Source organism: Streptomyces mayonensis, assembly GCF_018982965.1.
Classification (GTDB): Bacteria; Actinomycetota; Actinomycetes; order Streptomycetales; family Streptomycetaceae; genus Streptomyces; species Streptomyces mayonensis.
Genome location: NZ_JACBYP010000008.1, coordinates 45,839 through 69,502, shown reverse-complemented (window position 1 = coordinate 69,502; position 23,664 = coordinate 45,839). Strand labels below are relative to the sequence as shown.

The 23,664-nt window shown below is 72.7% G+C and carries 19 protein-coding genes; 13 read left to right on the top strand and 6 right to left on the bottom strand.

The features are described 5' to 3' along the window. Position 1: 1 nt before the first annotated feature. Positions 2-1,336 carry an MFS transporter gene (locus HZS56_RS04795; RefSeq protein ID WP_216719411.1) on the top strand — a complete coding sequence of 445 codons (1,335 nt, stop codon included), beginning with the start codon at positions 2-4 and terminating at the stop codon, positions 1,334-1,336. Between the two features lie 196 nt (positions 1,337-1,532). Next, positions 1,533-2,072, top strand: a complete 540-nt coding sequence (locus HZS56_RS04790) for an EF-hand domain-containing protein (RefSeq protein ID WP_216719410.1) — start codon at positions 1,533-1,535, stop codon at positions 2,070-2,072. Positions 2,073-2,217: 145 nt separating this feature from the next. Here HZS56_RS04790 and HZS56_RS04785 read toward each other — a convergent pair whose 3' ends face one another. Next, the gene (locus HZS56_RS04785) at positions 2,218-2,868 is read right to left on the bottom strand and encodes a YceI family protein (RefSeq protein WP_216719409.1); all 651 of its coding nucleotides are present in this window, start codon (positions 2,866-2,868) and stop codon (positions 2,218-2,220) included. A 182-nt stretch (positions 2,869-3,050) separates the two neighbouring features. Then, positions 3,051-4,553, bottom strand: coding sequence for a carotenoid oxygenase family protein (locus HZS56_RS04780; RefSeq protein ID WP_216719408.1), 1,503 nt, complete (start codon positions 4,551-4,553; stop codon positions 3,051-3,053). 184 nt (positions 4,554-4,737) lie between these two features. Here HZS56_RS04780 and HZS56_RS04775 point away from each other — a divergent pair, with 184 nt between their 5' ends. Beyond that, on the top strand, positions 4,738-5,400 hold the full coding sequence (locus HZS56_RS04775; protein WP_216719407.1) for a TetR/AcrR family transcriptional regulator: 663 nt from the start codon (positions 4,738-4,740) through the stop codon (positions 5,398-5,400). A 187-nt stretch (positions 5,401-5,587) separates the two neighbouring features. On the opposite strand, the gene asnB is transcribed toward HZS56_RS04775, so the two are convergent. After that, positions 5,588-7,429, bottom strand: coding sequence for an asparagine synthase (glutamine-hydrolyzing) (gene asnB / locus HZS56_RS04770; RefSeq protein ID WP_216719406.1), 1,842 nt, complete (start codon positions 7,427-7,429; stop codon positions 5,588-5,590). Positions 7,430-7,830: 401 nt separating this feature from the next. Between asnB and HZS56_RS04765 the strand changes: the two genes are divergently transcribed. Together HZS56_RS04765 and HZS56_RS04760 are read left to right on the top strand one after the other, a co-directional pair. Continuing rightward, complete coding sequence (locus HZS56_RS04765) at positions 7,831-8,763, top strand: LLM class F420-dependent oxidoreductase (protein ID WP_216719405.1); 933 nt, start codon at positions 7,831-7,833, stop codon at positions 8,761-8,763. A 298-nt stretch (positions 8,764-9,061) separates the two neighbouring features. Next, positions 9,062-10,870 carry an AMP-dependent synthetase/ligase gene (locus HZS56_RS04760; protein WP_216719404.1) on the top strand — a complete coding sequence of 603 codons (1,809 nt, stop codon included), beginning with the start codon at positions 9,062-9,064 and terminating at the stop codon, positions 10,868-10,870. Positions 10,871-10,966: 96 nt separating this feature from the next. Here the strand turns inward: HZS56_RS04760 and HZS56_RS04755 are convergent, their stop codons facing one another. Beyond that, positions 10,967-11,989 carry an AraC family transcriptional regulator gene (locus tag HZS56_RS04755; RefSeq protein ID WP_216719403.1) on the bottom strand — a complete coding sequence of 341 codons (1,023 nt, stop codon included), beginning with the start codon at positions 11,987-11,989 and terminating at the stop codon, positions 10,967-10,969. A gap of 154 nt (positions 11,990-12,143) precedes the next feature. Here HZS56_RS04755 and HZS56_RS04750 point away from each other — a divergent pair, with 154 nt between their 5' ends. The 6 genes from HZS56_RS04750 to HZS56_RS04725 all read left to right on the top strand — a co-directional run bounded on the left by HZS56_RS04750 (position 12,144) and on the right by HZS56_RS04725 (position 19,245). Further along, positions 12,144-12,971 carry a MaoC/PaaZ C-terminal domain-containing protein gene (locus HZS56_RS04750; protein ID WP_216719402.1) on the top strand — a complete coding sequence of 276 codons (828 nt, stop codon included), beginning with the start codon at positions 12,144-12,146 and terminating at the stop codon, positions 12,969-12,971. Between the two features lie 26 nt (positions 12,972-12,997). Then, a complete protein-coding gene (locus tag HZS56_RS04745) occupies positions 12,998-14,203 on the top strand; it encodes a lipid-transfer protein (RefSeq protein ID WP_216719401.1) in 1,206 nt (401 codons plus the stop codon). Between the two features lie 91 nt (positions 14,204-14,294). Then, complete coding sequence (locus HZS56_RS04740) at positions 14,295-15,914, top strand: nitrilase-related carbon-nitrogen hydrolase (protein ID WP_216719400.1); 1,620 nt, start codon at positions 14,295-14,297, stop codon at positions 15,912-15,914. A 172-nt stretch (positions 15,915-16,086) separates the two neighbouring features. Then, positions 16,087-16,917, top strand: a complete 831-nt coding sequence (locus HZS56_RS04735) for an SDR family NAD(P)-dependent oxidoreductase (protein WP_216719399.1) — start codon at positions 16,087-16,089, stop codon at positions 16,915-16,917. Positions 16,918-16,930: 13 nt separating this feature from the next. Then, a complete protein-coding gene (locus HZS56_RS04730; protein WP_216719398.1) occupies positions 16,931-18,079 on the top strand; it encodes an acyl-CoA dehydrogenase family protein in 1,149 nt (382 codons plus the stop codon). Then, a complete protein-coding gene (locus tag HZS56_RS04725; RefSeq protein ID WP_216719397.1) occupies positions 18,076-19,245 on the top strand; it encodes a CaiB/BaiF CoA transferase family protein in 1,170 nt (389 codons plus the stop codon). The genes HZS56_RS04730 and HZS56_RS04725 overlap by 4 nt, the downstream gene beginning before the upstream one ends. Before the next feature lie 66 nt (positions 19,246-19,311). Here HZS56_RS04725 and HZS56_RS04720 read toward each other — a convergent pair whose 3' ends face one another. Next, the gene (locus HZS56_RS04720; RefSeq protein WP_216719396.1) at positions 19,312-19,740 is read right to left on the bottom strand and encodes a VOC family protein; all 429 of its coding nucleotides are present in this window, start codon (positions 19,738-19,740) and stop codon (positions 19,312-19,314) included. 138 nt (positions 19,741-19,878) lie between these two features. Here HZS56_RS04720 and HZS56_RS04715 point away from each other — a divergent pair, with 138 nt between their 5' ends. After that, positions 19,879-20,088: a hypervirulence associated TUDOR domain-containing protein gene (locus HZS56_RS04715; RefSeq protein WP_216719395.1), complete on the top strand. Its 210-nt coding sequence runs from the start codon at positions 19,879-19,881 to the stop codon at positions 20,086-20,088. Positions 20,089-20,090: 2 nt separating this feature from the next. Here HZS56_RS04715 and HZS56_RS04710 read toward each other — a convergent pair whose 3' ends face one another. After that, positions 20,091-22,016 carry a helix-turn-helix domain-containing protein gene (locus HZS56_RS04710; RefSeq protein WP_253913734.1) on the bottom strand — a complete coding sequence of 642 codons (1,926 nt, stop codon included), beginning with the start codon at positions 22,014-22,016 and terminating at the stop codon, positions 20,091-20,093. 191 nt (positions 22,017-22,207) lie between these two features. Here HZS56_RS04710 and HZS56_RS04705 point away from each other — a divergent pair, with 191 nt between their 5' ends. Continuing rightward, complete coding sequence (locus tag HZS56_RS04705) at positions 22,208-23,593, top strand: MFS transporter (RefSeq protein ID WP_216719394.1); 1,386 nt, start codon at positions 22,208-22,210, stop codon at positions 23,591-23,593. Positions 23,594-23,664 lie beyond the last annotated feature (71 nt).

Here is a 23,664-nt window from a genome sequence, read left to right as displayed (position 1 = left end):
CGTGCCCCGGAGACTCGCGGCACTGCTGCCCGACCTCGCCCCCTGGCGCTCCTCCCGCGACTTCCGTCTGCTGTGGGTGCAGGGGCTCGTCACCTACCTGGGCAGCGCCATGGCGCTGATCGCGCTGCCGCTCCAGATCAAGGAGCTCACCGGATCGCCGCTCGCGGTCGGCGTCATGGGCGCCGTGGAACTCGTACCGCTCGTGGTCTTCGGCCTCTACGGCGGCGCACTCGCCGACGCGGTGGACCGCCGCAGGGTCATCGTCCTGACCGAGGCGGGCCTGGGACTGCTGGCGGCCGTCCTGCTGCTGAACGCGCTCCTGCCCAGCCCCATGCTGTGGCCGCTGTACGTGGTCGCGGCCGGGGTGGCGGCGCTCGCCGGACTCCAGCGGCCCGCCCTGGACTCGCTGATGGCCCGCATCGTCCCGCACGACCAGCTCGCCGCGGCGGCCGCGCTGAACGCCCTGCGCTGGCAGGCCGGCGCGATCGGCGGCCCCGCCCTGGCCGGACTGGTCGTGGCCTACGCGGGCAACGTCCCCGCGTACACCACCACGGTGGTCTGCTTCGCGGCGTCGGTGCTGATGTGCCGCAGGCTGTCGCCCGCGCCGCCGGTCGAGCACGCGGCCCGGCCGTCCCTGCGCGGCATCGCCGAAGGCGCCCGTTACGCCTGGTCGCGACCCGTGCTGCTCGGCACCTACGCCGTCGACCTGGCGGCGATGTTCTTCGCCTTCCCGAACACCGTCTTCCCCTTCCTGGCCGACGAGTTGGACGCGGACTGGGCGCTGGGGCTGATGTACTCCGCCGGAGCCGTCGGATCACTGCTCGTGAGTCTCACCAGCGGCTGGGTGTCCCGGACCCACCGGCACGGGCTGCTGGTGGTGTTCGGCGCGGCGGGCTGGGGCGTGGCCATCGCGGCGGCCGGCTGGACCGCGAACATCTGGCTGGTACTGGCATGCCTCGCGCTGGCCGGGGCCGGCGACATGCTCAGCGGCCTGGGCCGCTCCACCCTCTGGAACCAGACCATCCCCGACCGGCTGCGGGGCCGCCTCGCCGGCATCGAGGTCCTCTCCTACAGCGTCGGCCCCCAGCTCGGACAGGTCCGCGCGGGGGCCATGGCCGGCTGGACCGGCGCCCGTCCGGCGATCTGGACGGGCGGCGTCGCCTGCGTCGCCACGGTGGGCCTGCTCGCCACCGCGCTGCCCAAGCTGCTCAGTTACGACGCCCGCACCGACGAGGACGCCCTGCGCAGGGCGGCCGGCCGGGGCGCCGGGGCCGCCGCACCGGGCACGGAGGACCCCGGGCCGGCTCCGGCGGTGGGCGGGTCCGCGCAGCCCTGAACCTCCGCCGTGCACGCGGCGGGTGTCCAGGGCGAGGGCGTTTCATGCGCGGCCGGGCGGACTCCGCCCGTTCGTGTGCACAGCGTGACTTTCCCGCCCGCGGGTGCCGAAACGGGCGGACAGTGGGCGGGTCGCGCGGGCGCCGCCCGGGCGGCCCAGGAATGCGGCAACCCACCCGGAAAGCCGGAGGTGCACCATGACGCCCACCAACGAGGCGACCGACCGCGTCCAGCTGGTCTTCTCCCTCTTCGACGCCGACGGCAACGGCCACCTGGAGCTTGCCGACTTCGAGCTGATGAGCAGCCGCGTCGTGGCGGCGGTCCCGGCGGCGGGCGACGCACTGAAGGAGCGGCTCACGGCCTCCTTCCGCCGCTACTGGGACACGCTCCTGACCGAGCTGGACGCCAACGGGGACGGACGGATCAGCCCCGAGGAGTTCACGTCCGTCGTCCTGAACCCGCAGCGCTTCGACGGCGCCGCCGACGAGTTCGCCGAGGCGCTGGCCGCGATGGGGGACCCCGACGGGGACGGCCTCGTCGCCCGTCCCGAGTTCCTCGCCCTGATGATCGCCATCGGTTTCGAGCGCCGCAACATCGAGACGCTGTTCGACGCCTTCGGGCCGGACGGGAGCGACCGCATCCCGGTGGCCACCTGGGCGGACGGCATCCGGGACTACTACCGGCCGGAGAAGTCCGGCATCCCCGGCGACCACCTGACCGCGGGGACGACGGGCTGACCCGCGCCGCGCCGGGAGCCGGCCGCGCCTTCGACGGCCGGCCGCAACCGCCGGAGCGGGCCGCCACCGTGCTCGACGGACCGCCCGGGGCCGGCGGCGGCCGGGGTGGGGCACGGCGACCGGCGCCGCACCCGCCGACGGCGGTTCAGGTGCTGCGGATCGCGGAGATGTCGAACTGCAGCCGGACCTTCTCGCTCACCATGCTGCCGCCCGCCTCCAGCCGCTGGTTGTAGACCAGGCCCCAGTCCCTGCGGTCGATGGTGGTGGTGCCGTCGAACCCGGCCCGCTCGTAGCCGAACGGGTCCACGACCGAGCCGAGGTAGTCCAGCTGGAGCTCGACGGGCCGGGTCGTGTCGCGGATGGTGAGGTCACCCGTCATACGGAAGGTCTCGCCGCCCTCATGGATGGTCGACGTGGAGCGGAAGGTCATCTCCGGGTAGCGGCGCGCGTCGAAGAAGTCCCTGCCGACGAGGTGCCCGTCGCGCTGCTCCACGCCGGTGTCGACGCTGGCCACGCGGATGACCAGCTCCGCCCGGGACTCGGACGGGCGGGCCCCGTCGAAGTAGAGGGCGCTGTCGTAGTCGGTGAAGGCCCCGCGGACGGTGGTGACCATGGCATGCCGCACCGAGAACCCGATCCGGCTGTGCGGACGGTCGATGGACCACTGCCCGGTCAGCGCACGAAGGGCCGGGTCCGGCGCGGATCCCTGCGCGGCGGGCCCGGCGGCGGACCGGTCCGGGCCGGCGGCCGCCGAGGGCTCGACGGCGGTGGTCTGGCGGCGGCTGAAGATACCCATGAGTCGTAGGCCCTTTCGAGTTGATCACCTCGTGTTATCACGGAGTCGACCGGTGGCCCACGGCGAGTTGTGGCGGCTCGTCCGGGTTCCATGACCCCGGCCGCAAAGCTGCACGGGTCCGACATGAGTGTGGACGCCGTCCAGGCGTTCGACGCCGGAACCGGAACGGAACCCGGGCCGGGTCAGGCGTCCGGGATCCAGCTGCCGTGGAACCCGAGGGGTACGCGCCCGGGCAGATGGATCCGGGCCACGGGCTCCCCGGTGAAGTCCTGAGCGGAGAGGATCACCAGGTCGGAGGCCCCGCGGTCCGGATTGTGCACGTAGGCGACCGTGTACCCGTCGTCCTCCGCCGCCCCCGGGCCGTCCGGGACCCGCGGCACGTACACCGCCTCGCTCGCGGCGGCGCCGCGGGGCAGGCGGTGGACCTCGGTGCGGTGGCGCAGGAGGTCGTGCTTGATGAGCGCGTTGCTGAAGGCCCGGTCGGGCGGGTTGCCGTCCGCGGTCAGATACGCCTCGGACATCTCGGCCGCCGCCGCGGTGTACCCGTACCGGTGCCTGCGGGAGACCAACGACTCGTTGACGCGGGGGAATTCCTGGGGGCGGTCGTCGAGCGTCCTGGTCCGCACCTTCCCGTGCCGCAGGTCGATCGTCCACCGGTCGAGGGTCGCGGTGTCCAGCCCGGCGGGCCCGCCGGAGCCGTTGCCCGCGACGAGGAAGGGCGCGGGGAAGTTCGTCATGTCGACGACGATCCGCTCCCCCTCCTCGTAGGCGTTGAGGGTGTGCGAGTAGTACACCGGGTCCACCTCGAACCACCGCACGGCACCGCCGGAGCGCGGGAGCACGCCCACACGCGCCGGATGCGCGGTGTTCCAGACGTACGGCACCGGCGCCCCGCCCTCGGCGGCGGCCATGTCGAAGGTGACCGGCATGTCGAGGACGACCACGTGGTGCTCGGTGAGGGCGAAGTCGTGGATCATCGGTGCGTCGGCGACGGGGATCCGCGTCGTGCGCGAGACGCGGCCGGCCGGATCCACCACGAGGTGCCGCACGTGGTCCCAGGCCGGGTAGTAGGCGATCGCGTGCAGTTCCCCGGCGGCCGCGTCGAACTTGGTGTGCGCGGTGAAGGCGCCCGCCAGGGTGCCCCGGAAGTCGTACGTGCCCACGGTGCCCAGTTCCTCGTCGAGTTCGTACGGCAGCGGCCCGCTCTCCTGGAGCGCGAGGACCCGGCCCCGGTGGCCGATGACGTGGGTGTTGCAGGGGAAGTCGTCCGGCGGGACCGGGCCGGGGTACGGCTCGCCCAGTTTCCGTGCCACCTGCGAGGAGCGCACCCAGCGGTTGCGGTACCACTCGGCCTTTCCCTCCCGCAGCCGCACGCCGTGGACCATGCCCTCGCCGAGCATCCAGTGGTGGGCCCGCGGGTCCTCGAGCCCCAGGACGTTGGGACCGGTGCGCAGGTAGCGCCCGTTCAGCTCGCGCGGGACGCGTCCGGTGACGGGGAGGTCGAAGGCCGTCAGCTCCTCGGTGACGGGCTCGAACGCGCCCTCCAGGAACGGGAAGCGCCCCGCGGCCCCGGGCGCGGGCCCGGACGCCGCCCTCGCCTGAGCGCCGGCCGTCCCGGCGAGCCCGGTCGCCGCGGCGAGGCCCGCGGCACCGAGAAGAACGCTCCGTCGAGTGTGCTCTGCCATCTTCGAGACTCCTCCGCCGCTCCGGTGCTGACGGACTCGAGTCTGCGGGCGCGGACGGGTCTGTTCAGGAGGGCTGCGCCCCCGAAGAGCGGTGTACCCAGCCCCCTCTTCTGCCCTGCTCCTCCCTGCTCCTGCCCCGGCCTGCTCCGCGCGGAGGCTAAACTTCGCGGTGTAAGGTAACGGCATGAAGAACTCCGAGTCGGCGGCGCAGTCGCCTCCCGCACCGAGACCGGCCCGCAGGCGCAACAAGCGGGGCGAGGGGGGCCGGCTGCGCGAGGACATCGTCACGGCGGCGGCCGAGCTGCTCGACGAGGCCGGTGACGAGCACGCGGTGACCCTGCGTTCGGTCGCCCGCCGGGTCGGGATCGCCGCCCCCTCCATCTACCCGCACTTTCCCGACCAGCCGGCCATCATGCTGGCCGTCGTGCAGCGGGAGTTCGCCGCCCTGGAAGGCCTCCTGCGCTCCGCGCTCGAGCAGGCGGGCGACGATCCGCGGCGGAGGCTGCGGGCCGTGTGCGACGCCTATCTCGACTTCGCCCGCAGCCACCCGGAGCGCTACCGCACGATGTTCGCAGGCGTGTGGGTTCCGGCCCTGGAGGGCAGCTCCCTGACCGAGGAGGACATGGCCGCACTCGGTTCCGAGACCCTGGACCTGCTGTCCGGGGCCCTGGGGGAGTGCGTCGCCGCGGGCGCCGCCGAGAGCGACGACGTGCCCGCCGACGCGACGGCGCTGTGGGTGGGCCTGCACGGACTGGCCCACCAGCGGGGCGTCAGCCCCTCCTTCCGCTGGCCGCCGGACATCGCCGACCGCATCATCACGGCGCTCGCCCGTCTGAAGGACGCCTGAGGGCCGCTCGCGCGGCGCGAGCGGGGCCGGGCACCGGAAGGAAGGGCCGTGGGGGGGGGGGGGGGGGCGCGGGCCGCCCGCCCCCCGCCCGCGCCGGGGGGCCGCCCGGGGGGGCCCGCCGCCGGGGCCCGGCCCCCGGGGGGCGGGGGGCGGGGCCCCCCCCCCCCCCCCCCCCCCCCCCCCCGCCTCAGGCGAGCCTGATCTCCGGCTTGTACATGTCCAGCCACTGCGCCAGGTCGAGGGCGCGCTCCAGGCCGCGTCGCTCGGCCTGGCTGTTCACCGGAGCGTCGCGGTGGGCGAGGCGGTGGAGCCGGTCGTGGCCGACGAGGTCGAAGACCGGGTGGTCGCGGCGGGTGAGCAGGTCCTTGGCCTGGTCCTGGAGCGCCGCGGCGTACTTCGGGTCCTGGGTGGACGGGTAGGGGCTCTTGACCCGGTCGTACACCGACTTCGGAAGGACGTCCGCGGTCGCCTCCCGCAGCAGGCTCTTCTCCCGGCCGTCGAAGGACTTCAGGGCCCACGGGGTGTTGTACACGTACTCGACGAGCCGGTGGTCGCAGAACGGGACCCTGACCTCGAGGCCGACGGCCATGCTCGCCCGGTCCTTGCGGTCGAGCAGCACCCGGACGAAGCGGGAGAGGTGCAGGTGGGACATGCGCCGCATCCGGTACTCGAAGTCGCTCTCCGTGTCGAGGCGGTCGATGGCGCCGACGGCGGTGCGGTAGCCGTCGGCCACGTATTCCGGCAGGTCCAGCGACTGGACGAGTTCGGGGCGCAGGACCTCGCTGTCCTGGCCGAAGTGACGGCTGAACTGGACCAGCCACGGGAAGGTGCCGCCCCGCCGGGCCTCCTCGTCGAAGAACTGGAGGTACCCGCCGAAGACCTCGTCGGCCGACTCCCCGGACAGCGCCACGGTCGACTGCTCGCGGATCGCCTTGAAGAGCAGGTACAGGGAGGCGTCCATGTCCCCGAACCCGGCCGGCAGGTCCCGCGCCCGGATCACCTTCGCCCGTACGCCGGGATCGGCGAGCGCCTGCGAGTCGAGCACGATGTCCTGGTGCTCGGTCGCGGCGGACCGGGCCACGTCGTGCACGAACGGGGTGTCGGGGGTGCCGCGGAGTTCGTCGGCGACGAAGCTGTCCGCCTGTCCCACGAAGTCGACCGCGAAACTGCGCACCTTCTCGCCGTGGGCGCCGAGCTGCCGGGCGGCCAGCGCGGTCATCGCGGACGAGTCGAGACCGCCCGAGAGCAGGGTGCAGCGGGGGACGTCCGCGATCAGCTGGCGGCGGACGATGTCGTCGAGGAGCGAGCGGACGGTGGCGACGGTGGTGTCGCGGTCGTCGGTGTGGGGACGGGTCTCCAGCTCCCAGTACACACGGCGGTGCGTGCCCGAGCGGTCGACGGTGACCACCGTGCCCGGCTCGACCTCGGCCATGCCGTCCCAGACGGCGTGCCCCGGCGTCTTGACCATGGTGAACAGCTCACGCAGCCCGTCCAGCGTGACGCGGGCCCGGGCCAGCGGGTTGGCGAGGATCGCCTTCGGCTCGGATCCGAACAGGACGCCGTCGGGCGTCACGGAGTAGTAGAACGGCTTGATGCCCATGCGGTCCCGGACCATCACCAGCCGGTCGCTGCGGCCGTCCCAGACGGCGAACGCGTACATTCCGTTGAGCCGCTCCGCGACGCGGTCGCCCCATTCCAGGTAGCCGTGCAGGACCACCTCGGTGTCGGAGTCGGTCGTGAACCGGTGTCCCCGGCCGCTCAGTTCAGCCCGCAGCTCGGTGAAGTTGTAGGCCTCGCCGGAGTACACGAGGGCCACTGTCCCGTGCGGAGTCCCGGCGGTCATCGGCTGCCGGCCGCCGGGCAGGTCGATGACGGCGAGCCTTCGGTGCCCGAGGGCGGCCGGGCCCTGCGCCCAGGTGCCGGAGTCGTCCGGTCCGCGGCAGGCCATCGTCCCGGTCATTGCATCCAATGCGGCGGCCTCCTTGCCGAGGTCGCGGTCGAAGGAGATCCAGCCGGTGATGCCGCACATCGCGTTGCCTCTCGTCCCGGTTCGCCAGGGCAATCGCTCTCACCTGCGGACCTCCGCGGTCGTGGAGCGCCCCCCGGCGAACAAGATGTAAATGCCATCTATTTGACGAGGGTGCTCCGCGAGGAGGGCCGGGTCAACACGGCCGTAATACCACGAGCCGGTCCGCCCCTGTGTTTTCGGCCTGACTTTGCACGAGCGAAAGGTGTGTGCCGCGTTGTGCTGGGGCGATGGCGCAAAGAATCGGCCACGAGTAAAAAGTTCCCCCCGGGCCGGCACGGCCGCCCGGACCCGGCTCGGGCGCGCGGGCCGCAGGTCCCGTACACACGGCCGTCGTACGGCTGACAAGTACTTGTCACACAGGAACCGGAATGTGCCGCCGGGCACGGGCGGTTTCCACCGGCATGACTGTTGGAGTGACACTCAACGCTTCCGACGCACCGAACCAGGTCGACGCCTCCGTGGCACTGGCCGGGGAAGCCGCGGCCGCCGGCCTGCGCTCCGCCTGGTTCGGGCAGACCTTCGGCGCGGACTCCCCCCAGCTCGCGGCGATCGTGGGGCGCGAGGTCCCCGGGATCCACGTGGGCACCTCCGCGATCCCCGTGTTCGGCCGGCACCCCCTGATCGTCTCCAGCCAGGCCCAGACCGCCCAGGCCGCCACGCACGGCCGCTACCACCTCGGACTGGCGCTGGGGACCCGCCTCCTCACCGAGGGCGGCTTCGGCCTGCCCTTCGAGCGCCCCGTGGCCCGCCTGCGCGAGTTCCTCACCGCGCTGCGGCAGCTGACGCGGGACGGCAGCGCCGACTTCCGGGGCGAACTCCTCACCGCCGCCACACCGGTTCCCGCCCGGGTGCCGGGCGCGGAGTCAGGCGTTCCGCTGCTGGTCGCGGCCATGGGTCCGAAGGCGCTGCGGGCCAGCGGTGAACTGGCGGACGGAATCCTGCCCTACCTCGCGGGCCCCCGGGCACTGGAGACGCACATCGTCCCGGCCCTCACCGCCGCGGCACAGGCCGCCGGCCGGCCCGCGCCCAGAGTCGTGGCCCTGGTGCACGGCGTGGTCACGGACGACGTCGACGCGGTACGGGAGAAGGCCACCGGGCAACTGGCGTTCTACGAGCAGATCCCGTCCTACGCACGGGTCGTCGAGCTCTCCGGGGGCACGAGGGCGTCCGACGTGGCCGTGATCGGCGACGAGAAGACGGTCGCGGCCGAGGTCCGGCGCTACCGGGACGCCGGGGCCACCGAGGTGGTCTTCTCCGGCACGGAGATCGCGGGAGAGGCGGACCGGCGACGTACGTGGGCCCTCCTCGGCGACCTGGCCACGTCCTCGTCGTAGGCCGGGCCGGCAGCGGGCGCCGGGCACGTGACGGCGCCCGCTGCGGGTGCGGCTGTGCGGTGTCGTGCCGGGGGAGGGTGTTCCCGCCGGAGAGGCTGCCCTGCCACGGCACGGGCCGTGGCAGGGCGGAGCACGGCTTGTGCACCGCTCGTACGGGTTGCGCGGCGGGGTCCCGCAACAGGCGCGGGCCGGTCCTGCACACGGTGTCCGACCGCCTCGATGATGACCAGCATCCAGGCGGTCCCGGGCGCCCCGGGCTGCGGGTCAGGACGGCCGGGAGGACGAGGAGGCCGGACCGATGCACTCCCAGGACGCGCTTCGCACGGCACGGTCCCTGCCGGAGCTGTTCCAGCAGACCGTACGGCGCCACCGGGACCGCGTGGCGCTGAGACGCTCGGACGGCGGGCCCGTGCTGACCTGGGGCCGGTACTCCGAACGCGTCGAACGCATCGCCGCCGGTCTGGCGCGGCTGGGTGTACGCCAGGGCGACGCCGTGGCGCTGATGCTGACCAACCGGCCCGAGTTCCACCTGGTGGACACCGCGGTCCTGCACCTCGGCGCCACGCCGTTCTCGGTCTACAACACCAGCGCGGCCGGACAGGTCGGCCGCCTGTTCGCCAACGCGGGCAACCGGATCGTGGTGACGGAGAAGCAGTATGTGCCGGTGATCAGGGCCGCGGGCGGGGCACTGGACCACATGGTGTGCGTCGACGACTGCGTGGAGGGCACGCTGTCCCTGGACGACGTGGAGGCGGACGGGACCGGCTCGTTCGACTTCGAAGCCGCATGGCGGGCGGTCGGCCCCGGGGACCTGGCCACGCTCATCTACACCTCCGGCACCACCGGCGCGCCCAAGGGCGTCGAGCTGGAGCACCGGGCTCTCCTGGCCAGCCTGCGCGCCGGCCTGGCGCTGGAGCACATCGCCGCCGGCTCCCGCGCCGGCCGGCTGGTGTCCTACCTGCCGGACGCGCACGTCGCCAACCGGTACTTCGGCCACTACCTGGCGATGGCGACCGGCGCGTCGGTCACCACGGTCGCCGACCCGAAGACGATGGCACACGTGCTGCCGGCCCTGCGGCCGACGGTGTTCCTGGGCGTCCCGGCGTTCTGGTACCGGCTGCAGGGAGCCGTCAACGGCACCTTGTCAGACGGGTCCGGTCTGCGCAGCCGACTGGCGGCCTGGGCGGTGTCCACCGGCCGTGCGGTCACCGAACGGCACAGAGACGGCCGCCCCGTCCCTGCCGCCCTGGCCTTCCGGCATGCCGTGGCCGAGCGCGTCGTGCTGCGCCGGCTGCGCGCCCGCATCGGCCTGGACCGGGCAGTGGCGGCCATCACCGGCTCGGCGCCGATCAACCCGGACACCGTCCGCCTGTTCCTGGCCCTGGGCGTCCAGCTGTGCGAGGGGTGGGCCATGTCGGAGTCGGCCGCCGGCGGGTCGGTCAACCGGCCGGGCGAGGTCAGGCCCGGGACGGTCGGCAGGCCGATGCACGACGTCGAGGTGCGGGTGGCCGAGGACGGCGAACTCCTGCTGCGCGGCCCGACGCTGATGCGCGGGTACCGGGGCGACCAAGCGCAGACCGCGGAAGCCCTCGACGGAGAGGGATGGCTGCGCACGGGTGACGTCGGCAACGTCGACGCCGACGGGTACGTCACCATCCTGGACCGCAAGAAGGACCTGATCATCAATGCGTACGGGAAGAACATGTCGCCGGCCGGCATCGAGAACGCGGTACTGGCGGCATGCCCGCTCCTCTCCTCCGTGGTCGCGATAGGCGATCGACGCCCCTATGTGACCGCCCTGGCCACCCTGGACCCCGCGGCGGCGCGGACCTTCGTGCAGTCCCGCGGCCTGCCCGGCGACGGTGACATCGCCCGGCTGGCGGGCTCCCCGGAGATCCGCGCCGAAGTGGACGCGTGCGTCGAACGGGCGAACGCGGCCCTGTCACGCGTGGAGCAGATCAAGTACCTCCGCATCCTGCCGACGGTGTGGGCCCCGAGCAGCGAGGAACTCACTCCCACCAGCAAACTGCGCCGTCGCCGCATCACGGAGAAGTACGCGGGAGACATCGAGGAGTTGTACCGCAACGCGTCCCTTCCGGACGGCTGACCCTGCGGGAAGGGAACCGCCCACGAGGCGTTCGATCCGGGCGGACTCCCGCCAACGGCCGGTCCGCGGGGACGTTCCACGGGGTACGCCGTGGGTTCAGGCCCCTGTCGCGGAGCCCCGTGGCCCCTCCGGTGTGCGGTAGGAGCCAGGCGGTCTTCCGGTCCAGCGGCGAAACGCACGGCGGAACGCGCTGGCCTCGGAGAAGCCCAGCCGTCGGGCCAGGTCCTCCACCGATTCCTCGCCCCGGCTGAGGCTGGCGATCGCGGCGTCCCGCAGCAGTTCCTCCTTCGTCTGCCCGATCGAGGTGTGCTCGTCCCGCAGCAGCCTCCGCAGGTGCTGAGTGCTGACGCGCAGCTGGGCGGCGATGTCGTCGGGCGTGGGCCAGTGCCCGCTCAGTCCTCGCTGGAGGATCATGCGCACCTGGTCGGCGGTGGTGGAGCCGAAGTCGCGGGTGGAGAACCAGACGTTGGGCTGGTCGCTCAAGTAGTCGGTCAGATCCTGCTCGTCGCGGACCAGCGGAGCGGTCAGCAGCCGGCTGTCGAAGGCCATGACCAGGCGCGGTGCGTCGAAGTCCGGGTGCCGGCCGAAGACGATCTCGTAGTCCGCGGCGTACTCGGAGGGCGGCCACGGCAGGTCCAGCGCGAGCAGCGGCAGGCGCCGTCCCACGAGCCAGCCCAGTGTCCGGTGGATCGCGGCGGCCGTCAGTTCGGCGCCGAGATGGTCGGGATCGTCGAGTTCACCGACGTCGATCCCGAGGTCCACGCGGTCGTCGCCGACCATGACACTGACGTTCGGCATGCCCGTCAGAACGGTGCTCGCCTCCACCAGCCGCTGCAGTGCCGACCGCAGATCGGGTACATGGATCAGCGAGCGCATCACCAGCTGGAACGAGCCCCGGGGGAGAGGCGGGCCCAGGTTCATGAGCTCGTCCTCGGTGAGGATCCACATCTCGTGGGTCAGCTCGGACAACTGCTCTCCGGTGACCTCGGCGACGGGCCGCCCCGCGGAGTCGGCGGCGATGCCCGCGCGCCGCAGCAGGGAGGACACGTCCAGGCCCTGCCGTTCGGCCACGCGTGCCAGACGCAGCGCCACATTGCCCGACCGCATCGCATTGCTCACGGTCACACCATAAGGGCGCCGAGGCGGGCCGATCCCGCCGGTGAGGGCCATGCCCCGCCCCGGCACGTGAACCGCGGCGAGTGCGCGCCGGGGTCATCACATGCGCTAGCCACGGTTCTCCACACGCCCGCCCGAGCTCCGTAGCGTTCCGGGCATGTTCACCACACAGCGGATCGGCATCTGGAGCGAGCCGGCCAGGTTCACCGTTGCGGCTGAGCGGACGATCGCCTACGCCGAGGCCACCAACGATCCCCTCGCCCCCCACCTCGACGGCACCCAGGCGCCCCCGGTGTTCGCAGTCGTCCCCGGATTTGACGTCATGGCCGGGCAGACCCTGGCGGCCGCCCCGGAAGACGCCGCCGGCCGGATCCTGCACGGCCGGCACGACCTGTACATCTCCCGGCCGATCGTGCCCGGCGACGTCCTGAGCACACGCGCCCAGGTCGTCGGCGTTCACGGCCGCAGCTCCGGCGTCGTGGTCACCACCCTGGTCGAGACGGAGGACGCCGCCGGCGAACCGGTCAACGAGCAGTACTTCACCGGCTTCTTCCGCGGGGTGCGGCACGAGGGGGACGCCGGGCGCACCACGCCGGAGGTTCCCGCGGCCGGGACCGGCGGGGAACCCCTCGCCGACGTGGTGCAGAAGATCGACCGGGACCAGACCCACCGCTACGCGGACGCCTCCGGAGACCGCATGCCCGTCCACCTGGACGACGACTTCGCCCGCGGCGCCGGCCTGCCGGGGATCATCGTGCACGGCCTGTGCACCATGGCCTTCGCCTCCCACGCCCTGATCACTCGCACCACCGGCGAGCCGAGCCGGCTGCGTCGCCTCGCGGTGCGCTTCAGCGCTCCCGCGCGGCCCGGTCAGGAGATCACCACCACCGTGCGGCACGCCGGACCGAACGCGTTCTCCTTCGACACGGTCGACGACCGGGGCGTCCAGGTCCTGAGCAGTGGCCGCGCCGAGTTCGCCGACTGACCGACGCCCGGGAACAGGAGCTGCACATGCCACGCAAGGTGTTCGTCATCGGTGTCGGGATGACGAAGTTCGAGAAGCCGGGCCGGCGCGAGGGCTGGGACTATCCGGCCATGGTCGCCGAATCCGGTGCGGCGGCGGTCGAGGACGCCGGGATCACCTACGCCGACGTGCAGGAGGTGTACGCCGCCTACGTCTACGGCGACTCCACCAGCGGCCAGCGCGCGGTGTACGAACTGGGGATGACCGGTGTGCCGGTCGTCAACGTGAACAACAACTGCGCCACCGGCTCGTCGGCCCTGTGGCTGGCCGCGCGCGCCGTCACGGGGGGACTCGCCGACTGCGTGCTGGCCACCGGGTTCGAGAAGATGTCGCCCGGTTCGCTCCGGGAGGGCTGGAGCGACCGGGAGTCCCCGCTCGGCCGGCACACCAAGGCCATGGCCGGGCTCCGCGGCCGGGGGACTCCGACGGCGCCGTGGATGTTCGCAGCGGCCGGCCAGGAGCACATGGAACGCCACGGCACCACCGCCGAGCAGTTCGCGAGGATCGCGGTGAAGAACCACCGGCACTCGGTGCACAACCCCTACGCGCAGTTCCGGAGCGAGTTCACCCTCGACGAGGTCCTGGCAGCGCCGACGGTCGTCGCACCGCTGACCAGGCTGCAGTCTTCGCCGACCTCGGACGGCTCCGCCACCGCGGTGCTGGCCGGCGAGGACTTCGTCGACCGCCACGGCCTGGCCGGGCAGGCCGTCGAAATCGTCGGCCAGGCCTTCCTCACCGACAGGGACGACACCTTCGACGGCAGCGCCGCCGCCCTGGTCGGCGCGCACATGACCCGCGCCGCCGCACAGCACGTGTACGAGCAGGCCGGCATCGGTCCCGAGGACGTGGCGGTCATCGAGCTGCACGACTGCTTCTCCACCAACGAACTGCTGACGTACGAAGCCCTCGGGCTGTGCGCCCCCGGCGAGGGCGGCAGGCTCGTCGACGCCGGGCAGACCACCTACGGCGGCACCTGGGTGGTCAATCCGTCCGGCGGCCTGATCTCCAAGGGCCACCCGTTGGGCGCCACCGGGCTCGCCCAGTGCGCGGAACTGACCTGGCAGCTGCGCGGCCGGGCCGGCGCCCGGCAGGTCCACCGTGCCGCAGCACCCTCCGGCGTCGCTCTCGCCCACAACATCGGGCTCGGCGGTGCGGCCGTGGTCACCGCCTACCGGCCCGCCGAACGCAGCTGAGCCCCCGCCTCTCACGCGGCCCCGGTGCCCGGTCCTCGACACCTCGCCGCCCTTCCTCCTTTGACCACCACTTCTACCGCCGAGAGGGACCATGTCCGCCCACACCAGCCATGCCGACCCACCACCCGCCGCCCCACGACCGGAGCCCGCCGGGCCGCAGCGGAGTGCACCGCGCACGCGCCGGGCCTTCGTCCCCGGCCGTCCCGCCGTGTGGTTGCTGCTCGGCACGTTCCTCCAGCTGCTCGCCGTCGGCGGCCGGTGGGACGTCCCCCTGGCCGCCTGGCTCTTCCAGACGTTCCTGCTGCGGTTCCTGCGGACCACCCGACCGTGGGCCGGGATTCCCCTGGTCATCGTGGTGCTCGGCGGGGCCGGCCTGTTCTGGGCCTGGCAGCTCGCCGTGCCGTTCCGGCCGTTGACCATCGTCGGAGTGCTCGGGCTGGGTGTCGTGAGCGCCGTCCCCTACGCCCTGGACCGGCTGCTGGCCCCGCGCCTGGGACGGCTGGGCAGGCTGCTGCTGTTCCCCTCCGCGCTGGCGACCCTGGCATTCCTCCTCGGCACGTACAACCTCTTCGGCACCGCCTACGGCCTGCTCGCCGTCACCCAGCACGACAACCTGGCGCTGCTCCAAGTGATCAGCTTCACCGGCCCCTACGCGATCACCTTCCTCATGGGCGCCGTGGCGACGGCGGCGAACCACCTGTGGGAACACGGCCGCACCCGGCAGGACCTGTCCTGGTACCGGGTGGGTCCCGCCGTGACCGTCGCCTCCGCCGTGGCGGTGGTGCTCGTCGGAGGGCAGGCGGTCCTCGCGTTCGCGCCGGCCGCCACCGCGCCCACGGTGCGCATCGCCGGAATCAACCCGAGCGCAGCCGTCCTGGACAAGGCCGACCGGATGCTCGGCACCGCCCCCACCGACCTCGAGGCCGTCGCGGGCCTGGACCCCGCGAAGGTACGCGCGGCCGCCGATGCGATCAACCAACAGCTGCTGGACGACACCCGGCAGGCCGCCCGGGCAGGCGCGAGAATCGTCATGTGGTCGGAGAACTCCGCCCGCGTGCGCTCCGCGGACGAACCGGCGTTCCTGTCCCGGGCGGGTGCGCTGGCCCGCGAGGAGGGCATCTACCTCAACGTCGCGGCCAACGTGTACCTCCCCGAGGCGCCGTACGGCCGCGACCAGACGGTGCTCTTCGGCCCGGACGGCAAGGTGCTGTGGACGTACCAGAAGCACCACCCGATTCCCGGGCTGGAGGACTACGAGGCCGGCACCGGGCCGGTGCCCGTGGTCGACACCCCGTACGGACGGCTGTCGAACGTCATCTGCTTCGACGCCGACTTCCCCGACCTGATGCACGTGGACGCCGACATCATGCTGGTGCCCGGCGGCGACTGGCCGGAGATGGGCCGTATCCACACCCGGATGGCGGGCCTGCGCGCCATGGAGAACGGCTACGCCCTGGTCCGCAGCGACTTCAACGGCTCCTCCCAGGCGTTCGACCACCAGGGACGCGTGCTCTCCCAGCAGGACACCACGTCCGGCGACAACCCGCCCTGGATCTCGGACGTGCCCACCCGCGGCACCACGACCGTCTACCGGGTGATCGGCGACGTCTTCGCCTACCTGTGCGCGGCGGTGACACTCGCGGCCTCCGCCTTCACCGTCCGGCGCCCCCGCGCCGCCACGCCGCTGCCGCAGGACGGGAACCCGGCGTGAAGCCGGGACCGCGCCGGGAGGGTCCGTGCGGAGAGGCCCGGACAGACCGCCCCGGCCCGTCGGCCGGCTCTCCCGGCCCGTCGGCCACCGCACCGAACGCACGTGCCGTACCGCGGCCCTGACGCGTACGGCAGGCACCGATCACACAGCCCCCTGCCCTGAGGAGCCCGCCATGGGACAGCTCGACGGACGCACCGCCCTCGTCACCGGCGCCGGCCGCGGCATCGGCCGCGAGATCGCCCTCACCCTGGCCGCCGACGGCGCCGACGTCGTCGTCAACGACCTGGACGAGGAGCCCGGAGCAGAGACGGCCAAGGAGATCGAGGCCCGGGGCGGCAGCGCCGTGACCTGCGCCGGCAACGTCACCGACGCGGACTTCGCCGAGCGCTTCGTGAGGACCGCAGTGGACTCCTACGGTGGCGTCGACATCATCGTCAACAACGCCGGCCACACCTGGGACTCGGTCATTCAGAGGATGACCGACGAACAGTGGGAAGCCGTCATCGACGTACACCTCACGGCGCCGTTCCGCATCCTGCGCGCGGCCCAGCCGGTCGTCGCCGGTGCCGTGCGCGCGGCGAAGGAGGCCGGCGAGCCGGTGATCTGCCGCAAGGTCGTGAACATCTCCTCCGTCGCCGGCCTCGGCGGCAACCCCGGACAGGCCAACTACGCCTCGGCCAAGGCCGGAGTCATCGGCATGACCAAGACCCTCGCCAAGGAGTGGGGCCGGTACAACGTCACGGTGAACACCGTCGCCTTCGGCTTCATCCGCACCCGTCTGACGGAGGCGGCCGCCGGAGACGACAGCACCATCGACATCGACGGCCGGGAGATCAAGGTCGGCGTCAACGCCCGGCTGCTGGCGGCGGCCGAGCAGATGATCCCCCTGGGGCGCACCGGCACCCCCGCCGAGGCCGCCGGAGCGGTGCACCTGCTGTGCCTGCCCGGATCCGACTACGTCAGCGCCCAGACCCTCGTCTGCGGCGGCGGCCTGACCCTCTGAGCGGAGAACCAGCATGCAGCGCAGCCTGTTCACGGCCGACCACGACGCGTACCGGAAGAGCGTGCGCGCCTTCCTGGAACGGGAGGTCCTGCCCCACCGTGAGACCTGGGACCGAGCCGGCATCGTCCCCCGGCAACTGTTCCGCGGTGCCGCAGCCGTGGGAATCTTCGACGCCGTCCCGGAGCAGTACGGCGGCGCGGGCACCACCGACTTCCGGTGCAACACCGTGGTGCTGGAGGAAGCGGCCCGGCTCGACGTGGCCCCGGTGATGGCCGGCCCCACCCTCCAGTCCGACATCGTCCTGCCCTACCTGCTCGATCTGACCGATGAGGAGCAGCGCCGACGCTGGCTGCCCGGTGTCGCCACGGGCGAGACCGTCACCGCCGTGGCGATGACCGAGCCCGGCACCGGGTCGGACCTGACGGGCATCCGCACGACCGCCCGCCGCGAGGGCGACCACTACATCGTCAACGGCGCCAAGACGTTCATCACCAACGGCATCAACGCGGACCTGGTGGTCACCGCCGTGCGCACCGGTGACCACCCGCACCGCGGCCTCAGCCTGCTGGTCGTCGAACGCGACATGCCCGGCTTCACCCGCGGACGCAACCTGGACAAGGTCGGCCAGCACGCCCAGGACACCGCCGAGTTGTCCTTCGCCGACGTCCCCGTGCCCGCGGCCAACCTGCTCGGCGCCGAAGGCGACGGGTTCACCGGCCTGACCGGCAACCTGGTCCGGGAGCGGCTTTCGGTGGCCGTCTCCGGCCTGGCGCAGGCCAGGACCGCGTTCCACCACACCGTCGGCCACGTACGCACCCGCCACGCCTTCGGCGCCCCGATCGGAGCCCTGCAGCACACCCGGTTCCGGATGGCCGAGATGGACACCGAACTCGACCTCGCCCAGCACTACCTCGACGCGTGCGTGGAGAACCTCAACGCCGGCACCCTCACCGCGGTCGACGCGGCCAAGGCCAAGTGGTTCAGCACCGAACTCCAGGGACGCGTCGTCGACGGCTGCGTGCAACTGCACGGCGGCTACGGCTACATGCTCGAACACCCCGTCGCCCGCGCCTACGCGGACGCACGCGTCAGCAGGATCTACGCGGGCTCCACCGAGGTCATGAAGGAAATCGTCGGCCGTGCACTGGAGCTGGCGCCATGAGCGGCGCACCGGTCGGACCCGGCCGCCGGGACTTGGCCGACGGGCCCCTGGCCGGAGTCCGGGTGATCGAACTCGCCGGTCTCGGCCCGTGTCCGTTCGCCGCGATGATCCTCGCCGAAATGGGCGCCGACGTCATCCGGATCGAACGGCCGGCCCGCGGGCTGCTCGACATGTCCGACCCCCGTGCCGACCTGCTCGGCCGGGGAAAGCGCTCCGTCGTGCTCGACCTGAAGGTCCCGGAGGCCGTGGACACCCTGCACCGGCTGTGCGCCACCGCCGACATCCTGCTCGAGGGGTACCGCCCCGGAGTCACCGAACGCCTGCGCCTCGGGCCCGACGACCTCCGGGAGACCAACCCCCGCCTGGTGTACGGACGGATGACCGGATGGGGCCAGGAAGGGCCCGCGTCGCACACCGCCGGTCACGACATCACCTACATCGCCCCCACCGGCGCCCTCCACGCCATCGGTGAGCCCGACGGCGCACCCCGGATCCCCCTCAACCTCGTCGGCGACATCGGCGGCGGTGCCACCTACCTCGTGATGGGCGTGCTGGCTGCCCTGTGGGAGGCGCGTTCCACCGGCCGCGGTCAAGTCGTCGACGCGGCCATCGTGGACGGCACCGCCCACATGCTGGCCGTCGTGCACAGCCTGCTGGCCGACAACCGTTGGGAGGACCGGCGCGGCAGGAACCTCATCGACGGCGGAGCGCCCTTCTACGGCGTCTACCGCACCCGCGACGCCCGCCACATGGCGGTCGGCGCACTCGAACCGCAGTTCTTCGCCACGTTCGTACGCCTCCTGGGCGTCGACGTCGAGCCGGCCGCCCAGACCGACCGCACCCGCTGGGACGCGATGCGCACCACGTTCGCCAACGCCTTCGCCGAACGGACCCAGCAGGAGTGGACGGCGGTCTTCGCGGGCAGCGACGCCTGCGTGGCACCCGTGCTCTCCCTCCGGGAGGCCGCGGAACACCCGCACGTCGTGGCACGGCGGAGCCTCGTCACGATCGACGGCGTACTCCAGGCCGCACCGGCACCCCGCTTCTCCCTCCATCCCCGGACAGGCCCCGCAGCGGCGCCGACGAAGGGAGAGCACACACAAGAGGTACTGGACGGCGTCGAGTCACCTCGGCCCTTGTCACGGCAGACGCCCGGGACGAGTTGAGGGCAGCGGTGTCCCGCCTCGCGCCGTGCGTGCTTCTCCTGTTCGACGAGGCCGCCGGCCTCCGGTTCAGTCGAGACAGAACTCGTTGCCCTCGATGTCCTGCATCACGATGCAGGAGTCCCGGCCGTCGTACAGGAGCCGCACACGGGCCGCGCCGAGCGGGAGAAGCCGTGCGCACTCGGCCTCCAGCGCCGCCAGACGTTCCTCCCCGACGAGGCCGGTGCCGACCCGCACGTCGAGGTGCACCCGGTTCTTGGCGGTCTTCCCTTCGGGTACGCGCTGGAAGAACAGCCGCGGTCCTTCCCCCGAGGGATCACTGCAGGCGAACCACGACCCCCGCTCCTCGGGCGGCCGGGAGCGGTCGAAGTCCTCCCAGGTGCTGAACCCCGCCGGCGGCGGTGACACCTCGTAGCCCAGCACCTCGCACCAGAAGCGGGCGAGACGCCCCGGGTCCGCGCAGTCGAAGGTGACTTGGAACCGCCTGATCGATGACATCGGCGCACCATAACAGGGTGGCGCCACCCGCCCGTCCGGTGCGGGCGGGGACGGCTCCTGGCCGACCGGGGGTTTGGCGGTGCCGTGGACGATCACCCGGGTGGGAGAGACGGACGGCCGGAGGCGGAGGAGAGCGGGATGGCGAACGACTTCGAGGTGGGGGACCACGTGCGCTGGAACTCCGAGGCCGGCCACGTCCAGGGCGTCGTCGTCAAGAAGCACACGGCCGACGTGGAGTTCAAGGGCCGCACCCGGCACTGCTCGCCGCAGGACCCCCAGTACGAGATCAGGAGCGACCGGACCGACCACGTCGCCATGCACAAGGGGAGCGCCCTGACCAGGGTCTGAACCTACTGGTCCGCCCCGTCGAGCGCGCCGCGCAGCTGGTGGAGGCGGACCGCCAGGTGCAGGCGCAGCGCGGAGTCCGGGGAACGCCACCCGTCGCCGAGCAGGACACCGATCCGGTCCAGGCGCTTGAGCAGGGTGTTCATGTGCACGTGCAGGTGACGGGCGGTGCGGCTCAGATTGCCGCCCTGGGCGAAGTAGGCGGCCGCCGTGGCCACCAGGTCCGTCGACCGCCGCCGGTCGTACTCCAGGAGCGGACCGAGACAGTCGGCGAGGAAGCGGTCGAGGTCGTGCGCGCGCTCCGGGTCGAAGACGATCGCGTACATGGCGTACTGCACGGTGGCCGACCCGCGGTCGGTCACGCCCAGCGAGCGCATCACCTCGACACAGCGCCACGTCAGCCCGAAGGAGCGGGACCACTCCCGCCCGTCGACCCGGTCGGCGGCCACGAGCACCGGGACGCCGAGGGCGCGGCGCAGCCTGCGGTGCAGGGCACCCGCCGCCTCCTCCGTGTCGTCGGCCCGCAGCAGCATCGTCGCCCGGCCGAGGTACTCGCCGGCCAGCCCGGACCACTCGGGGGACAGGGCGTTCAGCCGGCGCACGACGTCGCCGGTCGGCTTCCCGGGGCAGTCGGCCACCACGAGGACGTCGAGGCGGTCGACGTCGACCCCCCGGGCGAGCGCCCGGTCCCGCTGGGCGGGATGCAGCGACGGGCGTGAGAGCAGTTCCACGAGCAGCTCGCCGCGGACCCGCTCCTCCGCCTCGACCCGGGCGTCGCGCATCAGGATCAGCAGGCCCATGATCTGGGCCGAGCGCTCCAGCATCCGGACGTCCGCCGAGCCCGGCGCGGCACCGCGGGTCAGCGACAGCGAACCGAGGTGGCTGCTGCCCGCGTGGACGACGGCGACGCTGCAGACCGATCCGTCGCCGTCCGGTGCCGAGGCGCAGCGGCCCGTCCTGCGGGCCTCCTCCAGCAGCTCCCGCGCGGGCTCCCGGGCGGCGGCGGCCGGCCGTTCCTCCGAGACCCGTGTCGCCACGACCCGGTCGTCCCGGTCGAGGACGGTCACCGCGCCCCCCAGGTGCTCGACCAGCAACCGGGCGATGTCGCCGGGACCCCCGCCGGTCAGGACCACGTGGGTCAGCGCCTCGTGCACGGCCGCCGCCCGCTCGACCGACGTGACCTGCTCCTCGATCGTTTCGTACGCCTCCCGCAGCCGCTGCAGGGACACCCGGCTCTCGTCGTAGAGCCGCGCGTTGTTGAGGGCGATCGCCGCGTGATCGGCGAAGGCGCTGAGGAGGGCGACCTCGTCCTGCTCGAACGGGCGCTCGCTGCGGTCGGCGGCGAACAGCACTCCCACCGCCCGGTCGCCCACGAGCAGCGGCACACCCAGCAGCGCCGTGAGCCCTTCGTTCGGGACGAGCAGGTCGAACGCGGAGTTGTGGCGGACGACGTCGGACTCGCCGTAGTTGCTGACCCAGAAGGGCGCCCTGGACCCGATCACCCGCCCGCCCAGGCCGACCCCCGGAGGCATGCGCGCCGAGGAGAACTCAGCCGAGATCGTCCCGGCACACGCCCTGAGGGTGAGGTTCCCGTCCGCGTCGAGGAGCGACAGGTAGGCGATGTCGCTGCCGATCAGCTCGTGGGCGTGCCTCACGATCGAGGAGAGCACCTCGTCGACCTCGCCGAGCGCGGCCAGTGACCGGGCGGTCGCGTACAGGCTGCTGAGCCTGCGTTCGCGCCGCAGGCGGTAGGAGAGCAGCCCGCCTTGTCCGGCTGCCCCGTCGGTGCCGGTGCCGGCTCGGGTGCCGGCGTCGGGACCGTCGTGGCCCGTCCCGGCCTCCGGACCCGGTCCGTCGTGCGGTGGGGTGGCCCCGGCGCCCGGCCCGTCGTGACCCGTGGCGCCGCCCGCGCCGGAATTGGTTGGTGCCATCGGTGCCCCCGCTCGGGAGTGGGGTGGATACCTCGTCCACCTCCGTGCTCCCGGGAGTGTAGGGACATCCCATCTCCCGGAGTGCCGGCGCGGCTCTACTCTCCCCCCACGGCCGGTGGCCCGGAGCCCGCTCGGCACCGCCCGGGCCCCGCATCCTCCCCACACTCCCTACTCCCCGAGGGACGGCACCCATGACCTCGTCCGCACGCGCGCACCTCCGGGCCGACGCTTCCGCCACCGCCCCGGCGACCGAGCGCCGCGCCCACCGCAAGCTGCTGGCGGCCGGACTGATCGGCAGCTCGATCGAGTGGTACGACTTCTTCCTGTACGGCACCGCGGCGGCGCTCGTCTTCCCGGAGGTCTTCTTCCCCCACTCGTCCGCCCTGACCGGCACACTGCTGTCGTTCAGCACCTTCTGGGCCGGGTTCCTGGCCCGGCCGATCGGCGGGCTTGTCGCGGGGCACTTCGGCGACAAGTACGGGCGCAAGCCCACCGTCGTGATGTGCCTCGTCGCCATGGCGGTCGCGACCTTCCTCATCGGCTGTCTGCCGAGCGCCGACGCCGTCGGCGTCCTGGCCCCGATCCTGCTGGTGCTGCTGCGCTTCGTCCAGGGAATCGCCGCGGGCGGCCAGTGGGGCGGCATCGCGCTCCTGCTCACGGAGTCGGCCGGCGCCAAACGCCGGGGTTTCGCCGGTACCTTCGGCCAGACCAGCGTGCCGGTCGCGGTCATCATCGCCAACCTGATCTTCACCGGAGTCAGTACGGCCGTCGCCGGCGAGGCGTTCCTGAGCTGGGGCTGGCGCATCCCGTTCCTGCTCAGCGCCGTGATGTTCCCGGTGGTCCTCTACATCCAGAACAAGGTCGAGGACACCCCCGACTTCCGCCGGCTGCAGCAGGCGGCCGCCCGGAAGACGGAGGCGACCGTGGTACGGGCGCCGCTGGCCGAGGCCGTGCGCCGCAACTGGCGCACCATTCTCCTCGGCTGCGGCACCCTGTCGGCCACCAACAGCCTCTTCTACGTCAGCATCACCGGGCTGCTGAGCTACGGCACGAAGACGCTGGACATGAACCGCAACGTGCTGCTGACGGTCACCCTGCTGAGCGCGGCGCTGATGACGGCGGTGCTCCCCACCGCGGGGTGGCTGTCGGACCGCTTCGGGCGGCGGAGCCTGATCGTGGTCGGCGGGCTCGGCGTGGCGGCCTGGGGCTTTCCCTACTTCGCGCTCGTGGGGACCGCGTCCGCGCCCCTGGTCTTCGTGGCGGTCGCGGTCGGCTTCGTGTTCCAGGGACTGACCTACGGTCCGATGGCCGCCTACCTCGGTGAGCTGTTCGCCCCGAACGTCCGGTACTCCAGCGCCTCCCTCGCCTACCAGCTCTCGGCCATCGTCGTCAGCGGCGGCACACCGATCCTGATGACCGCCGTGATCGCCGAGACGGGGACGACCACCCTGGTCGCCGCCTACATCGCCCTCATGGGACTCGTCACCTCGGCCAGTGCCTGGTTCCTGCCCGAGACGAACCCGGCCGAGGTGCGCCGGGACCCCGACGCGCTGCCCGGAGCGCACCTCCACAGCTGACCGGGCGACCGGCCACGTCCCGATCCACGAGCTGCGAACCACCAGCTGCGAGCCACGAGTTGCGAACCACG

Excerpts from the sequence above, each read along its gene's own strand:
- HZS56_RS04790 (WP_216719410.1), top strand. The coding sequence starts at position 1,533 with ATGACGCCCACCAACGAGGCGACCGACCGCGTCCAGCTGGTCTTCTCC.
- HZS56_RS04785 (WP_216719409.1), bottom strand. The coding sequence starts at position 2,868 with ATGGGTATCTTCAGCCGCCGCCAGACCACCGCCGTCGAGCCCTCGGCG.
- HZS56_RS04780 (WP_216719408.1), bottom strand. The coding sequence starts at position 4,553 with ATGGCAGAGCACACTCGACGGAGCGTTCTTCTCGGTGCCGCGGGCCTC.
- HZS56_RS04775 (WP_216719407.1), top strand. The coding sequence starts at position 4,738 with ATGAAGAACTCCGAGTCGGCGGCGCAGTCGCCTCCCGCACCGAGACCG.
- asnB (WP_216719406.1), bottom strand. The coding sequence starts at position 7,429 with ATGTGCGGCATCACCGGCTGGATCTCCTTCGACCGCGACCTCGGCAAG.
- HZS56_RS04765 (WP_216719405.1), top strand. The coding sequence starts at position 7,831 with ATGACTGTTGGAGTGACACTCAACGCTTCCGACGCACCGAACCAGGTC.
- HZS56_RS04760 (WP_216719404.1), top strand. The coding sequence starts at position 9,062 with ATGCACTCCCAGGACGCGCTTCGCACGGCACGGTCCCTGCCGGAGCTG.
- HZS56_RS04750 (WP_216719402.1), top strand. The coding sequence starts at position 12,144 with ATGTTCACCACACAGCGGATCGGCATCTGGAGCGAGCCGGCCAGGTTC.
- HZS56_RS04745 (WP_216719401.1), top strand. The coding sequence starts at position 12,998 with ATGCCACGCAAGGTGTTCGTCATCGGTGTCGGGATGACGAAGTTCGAG.
- HZS56_RS04740 (WP_216719400.1), top strand. The coding sequence starts at position 14,295 with ATGTCCGCCCACACCAGCCATGCCGACCCACCACCCGCCGCCCCACGA.
- HZS56_RS04735 (WP_216719399.1), top strand. The coding sequence starts at position 16,087 with ATGGGACAGCTCGACGGACGCACCGCCCTCGTCACCGGCGCCGGCCGC.
- HZS56_RS04730 (WP_216719398.1), top strand. The coding sequence starts at position 16,931 with ATGCAGCGCAGCCTGTTCACGGCCGACCACGACGCGTACCGGAAGAGC.
- HZS56_RS04725 (WP_216719397.1), top strand. The coding sequence starts at position 18,076 with ATGAGCGGCGCACCGGTCGGACCCGGCCGCCGGGACTTGGCCGACGGG.
- HZS56_RS04720 (WP_216719396.1), bottom strand. The coding sequence starts at position 19,740 with ATGTCATCGATCAGGCGGTTCCAAGTCACCTTCGACTGCGCGGACCCG.
- HZS56_RS04715 (WP_216719395.1), top strand. The coding sequence starts at position 19,879 with ATGGCGAACGACTTCGAGGTGGGGGACCACGTGCGCTGGAACTCCGAG.
- HZS56_RS04710 (WP_253913734.1), bottom strand. The coding sequence starts at position 22,016 with ATGGCACCAACCAATTCCGGCGCGGGCGGCGCCACGGGTCACGACGGG.
- HZS56_RS04705 (WP_216719394.1), top strand. The coding sequence starts at position 22,208 with ATGACCTCGTCCGCACGCGCGCACCTCCGGGCCGACGCTTCCGCCACC.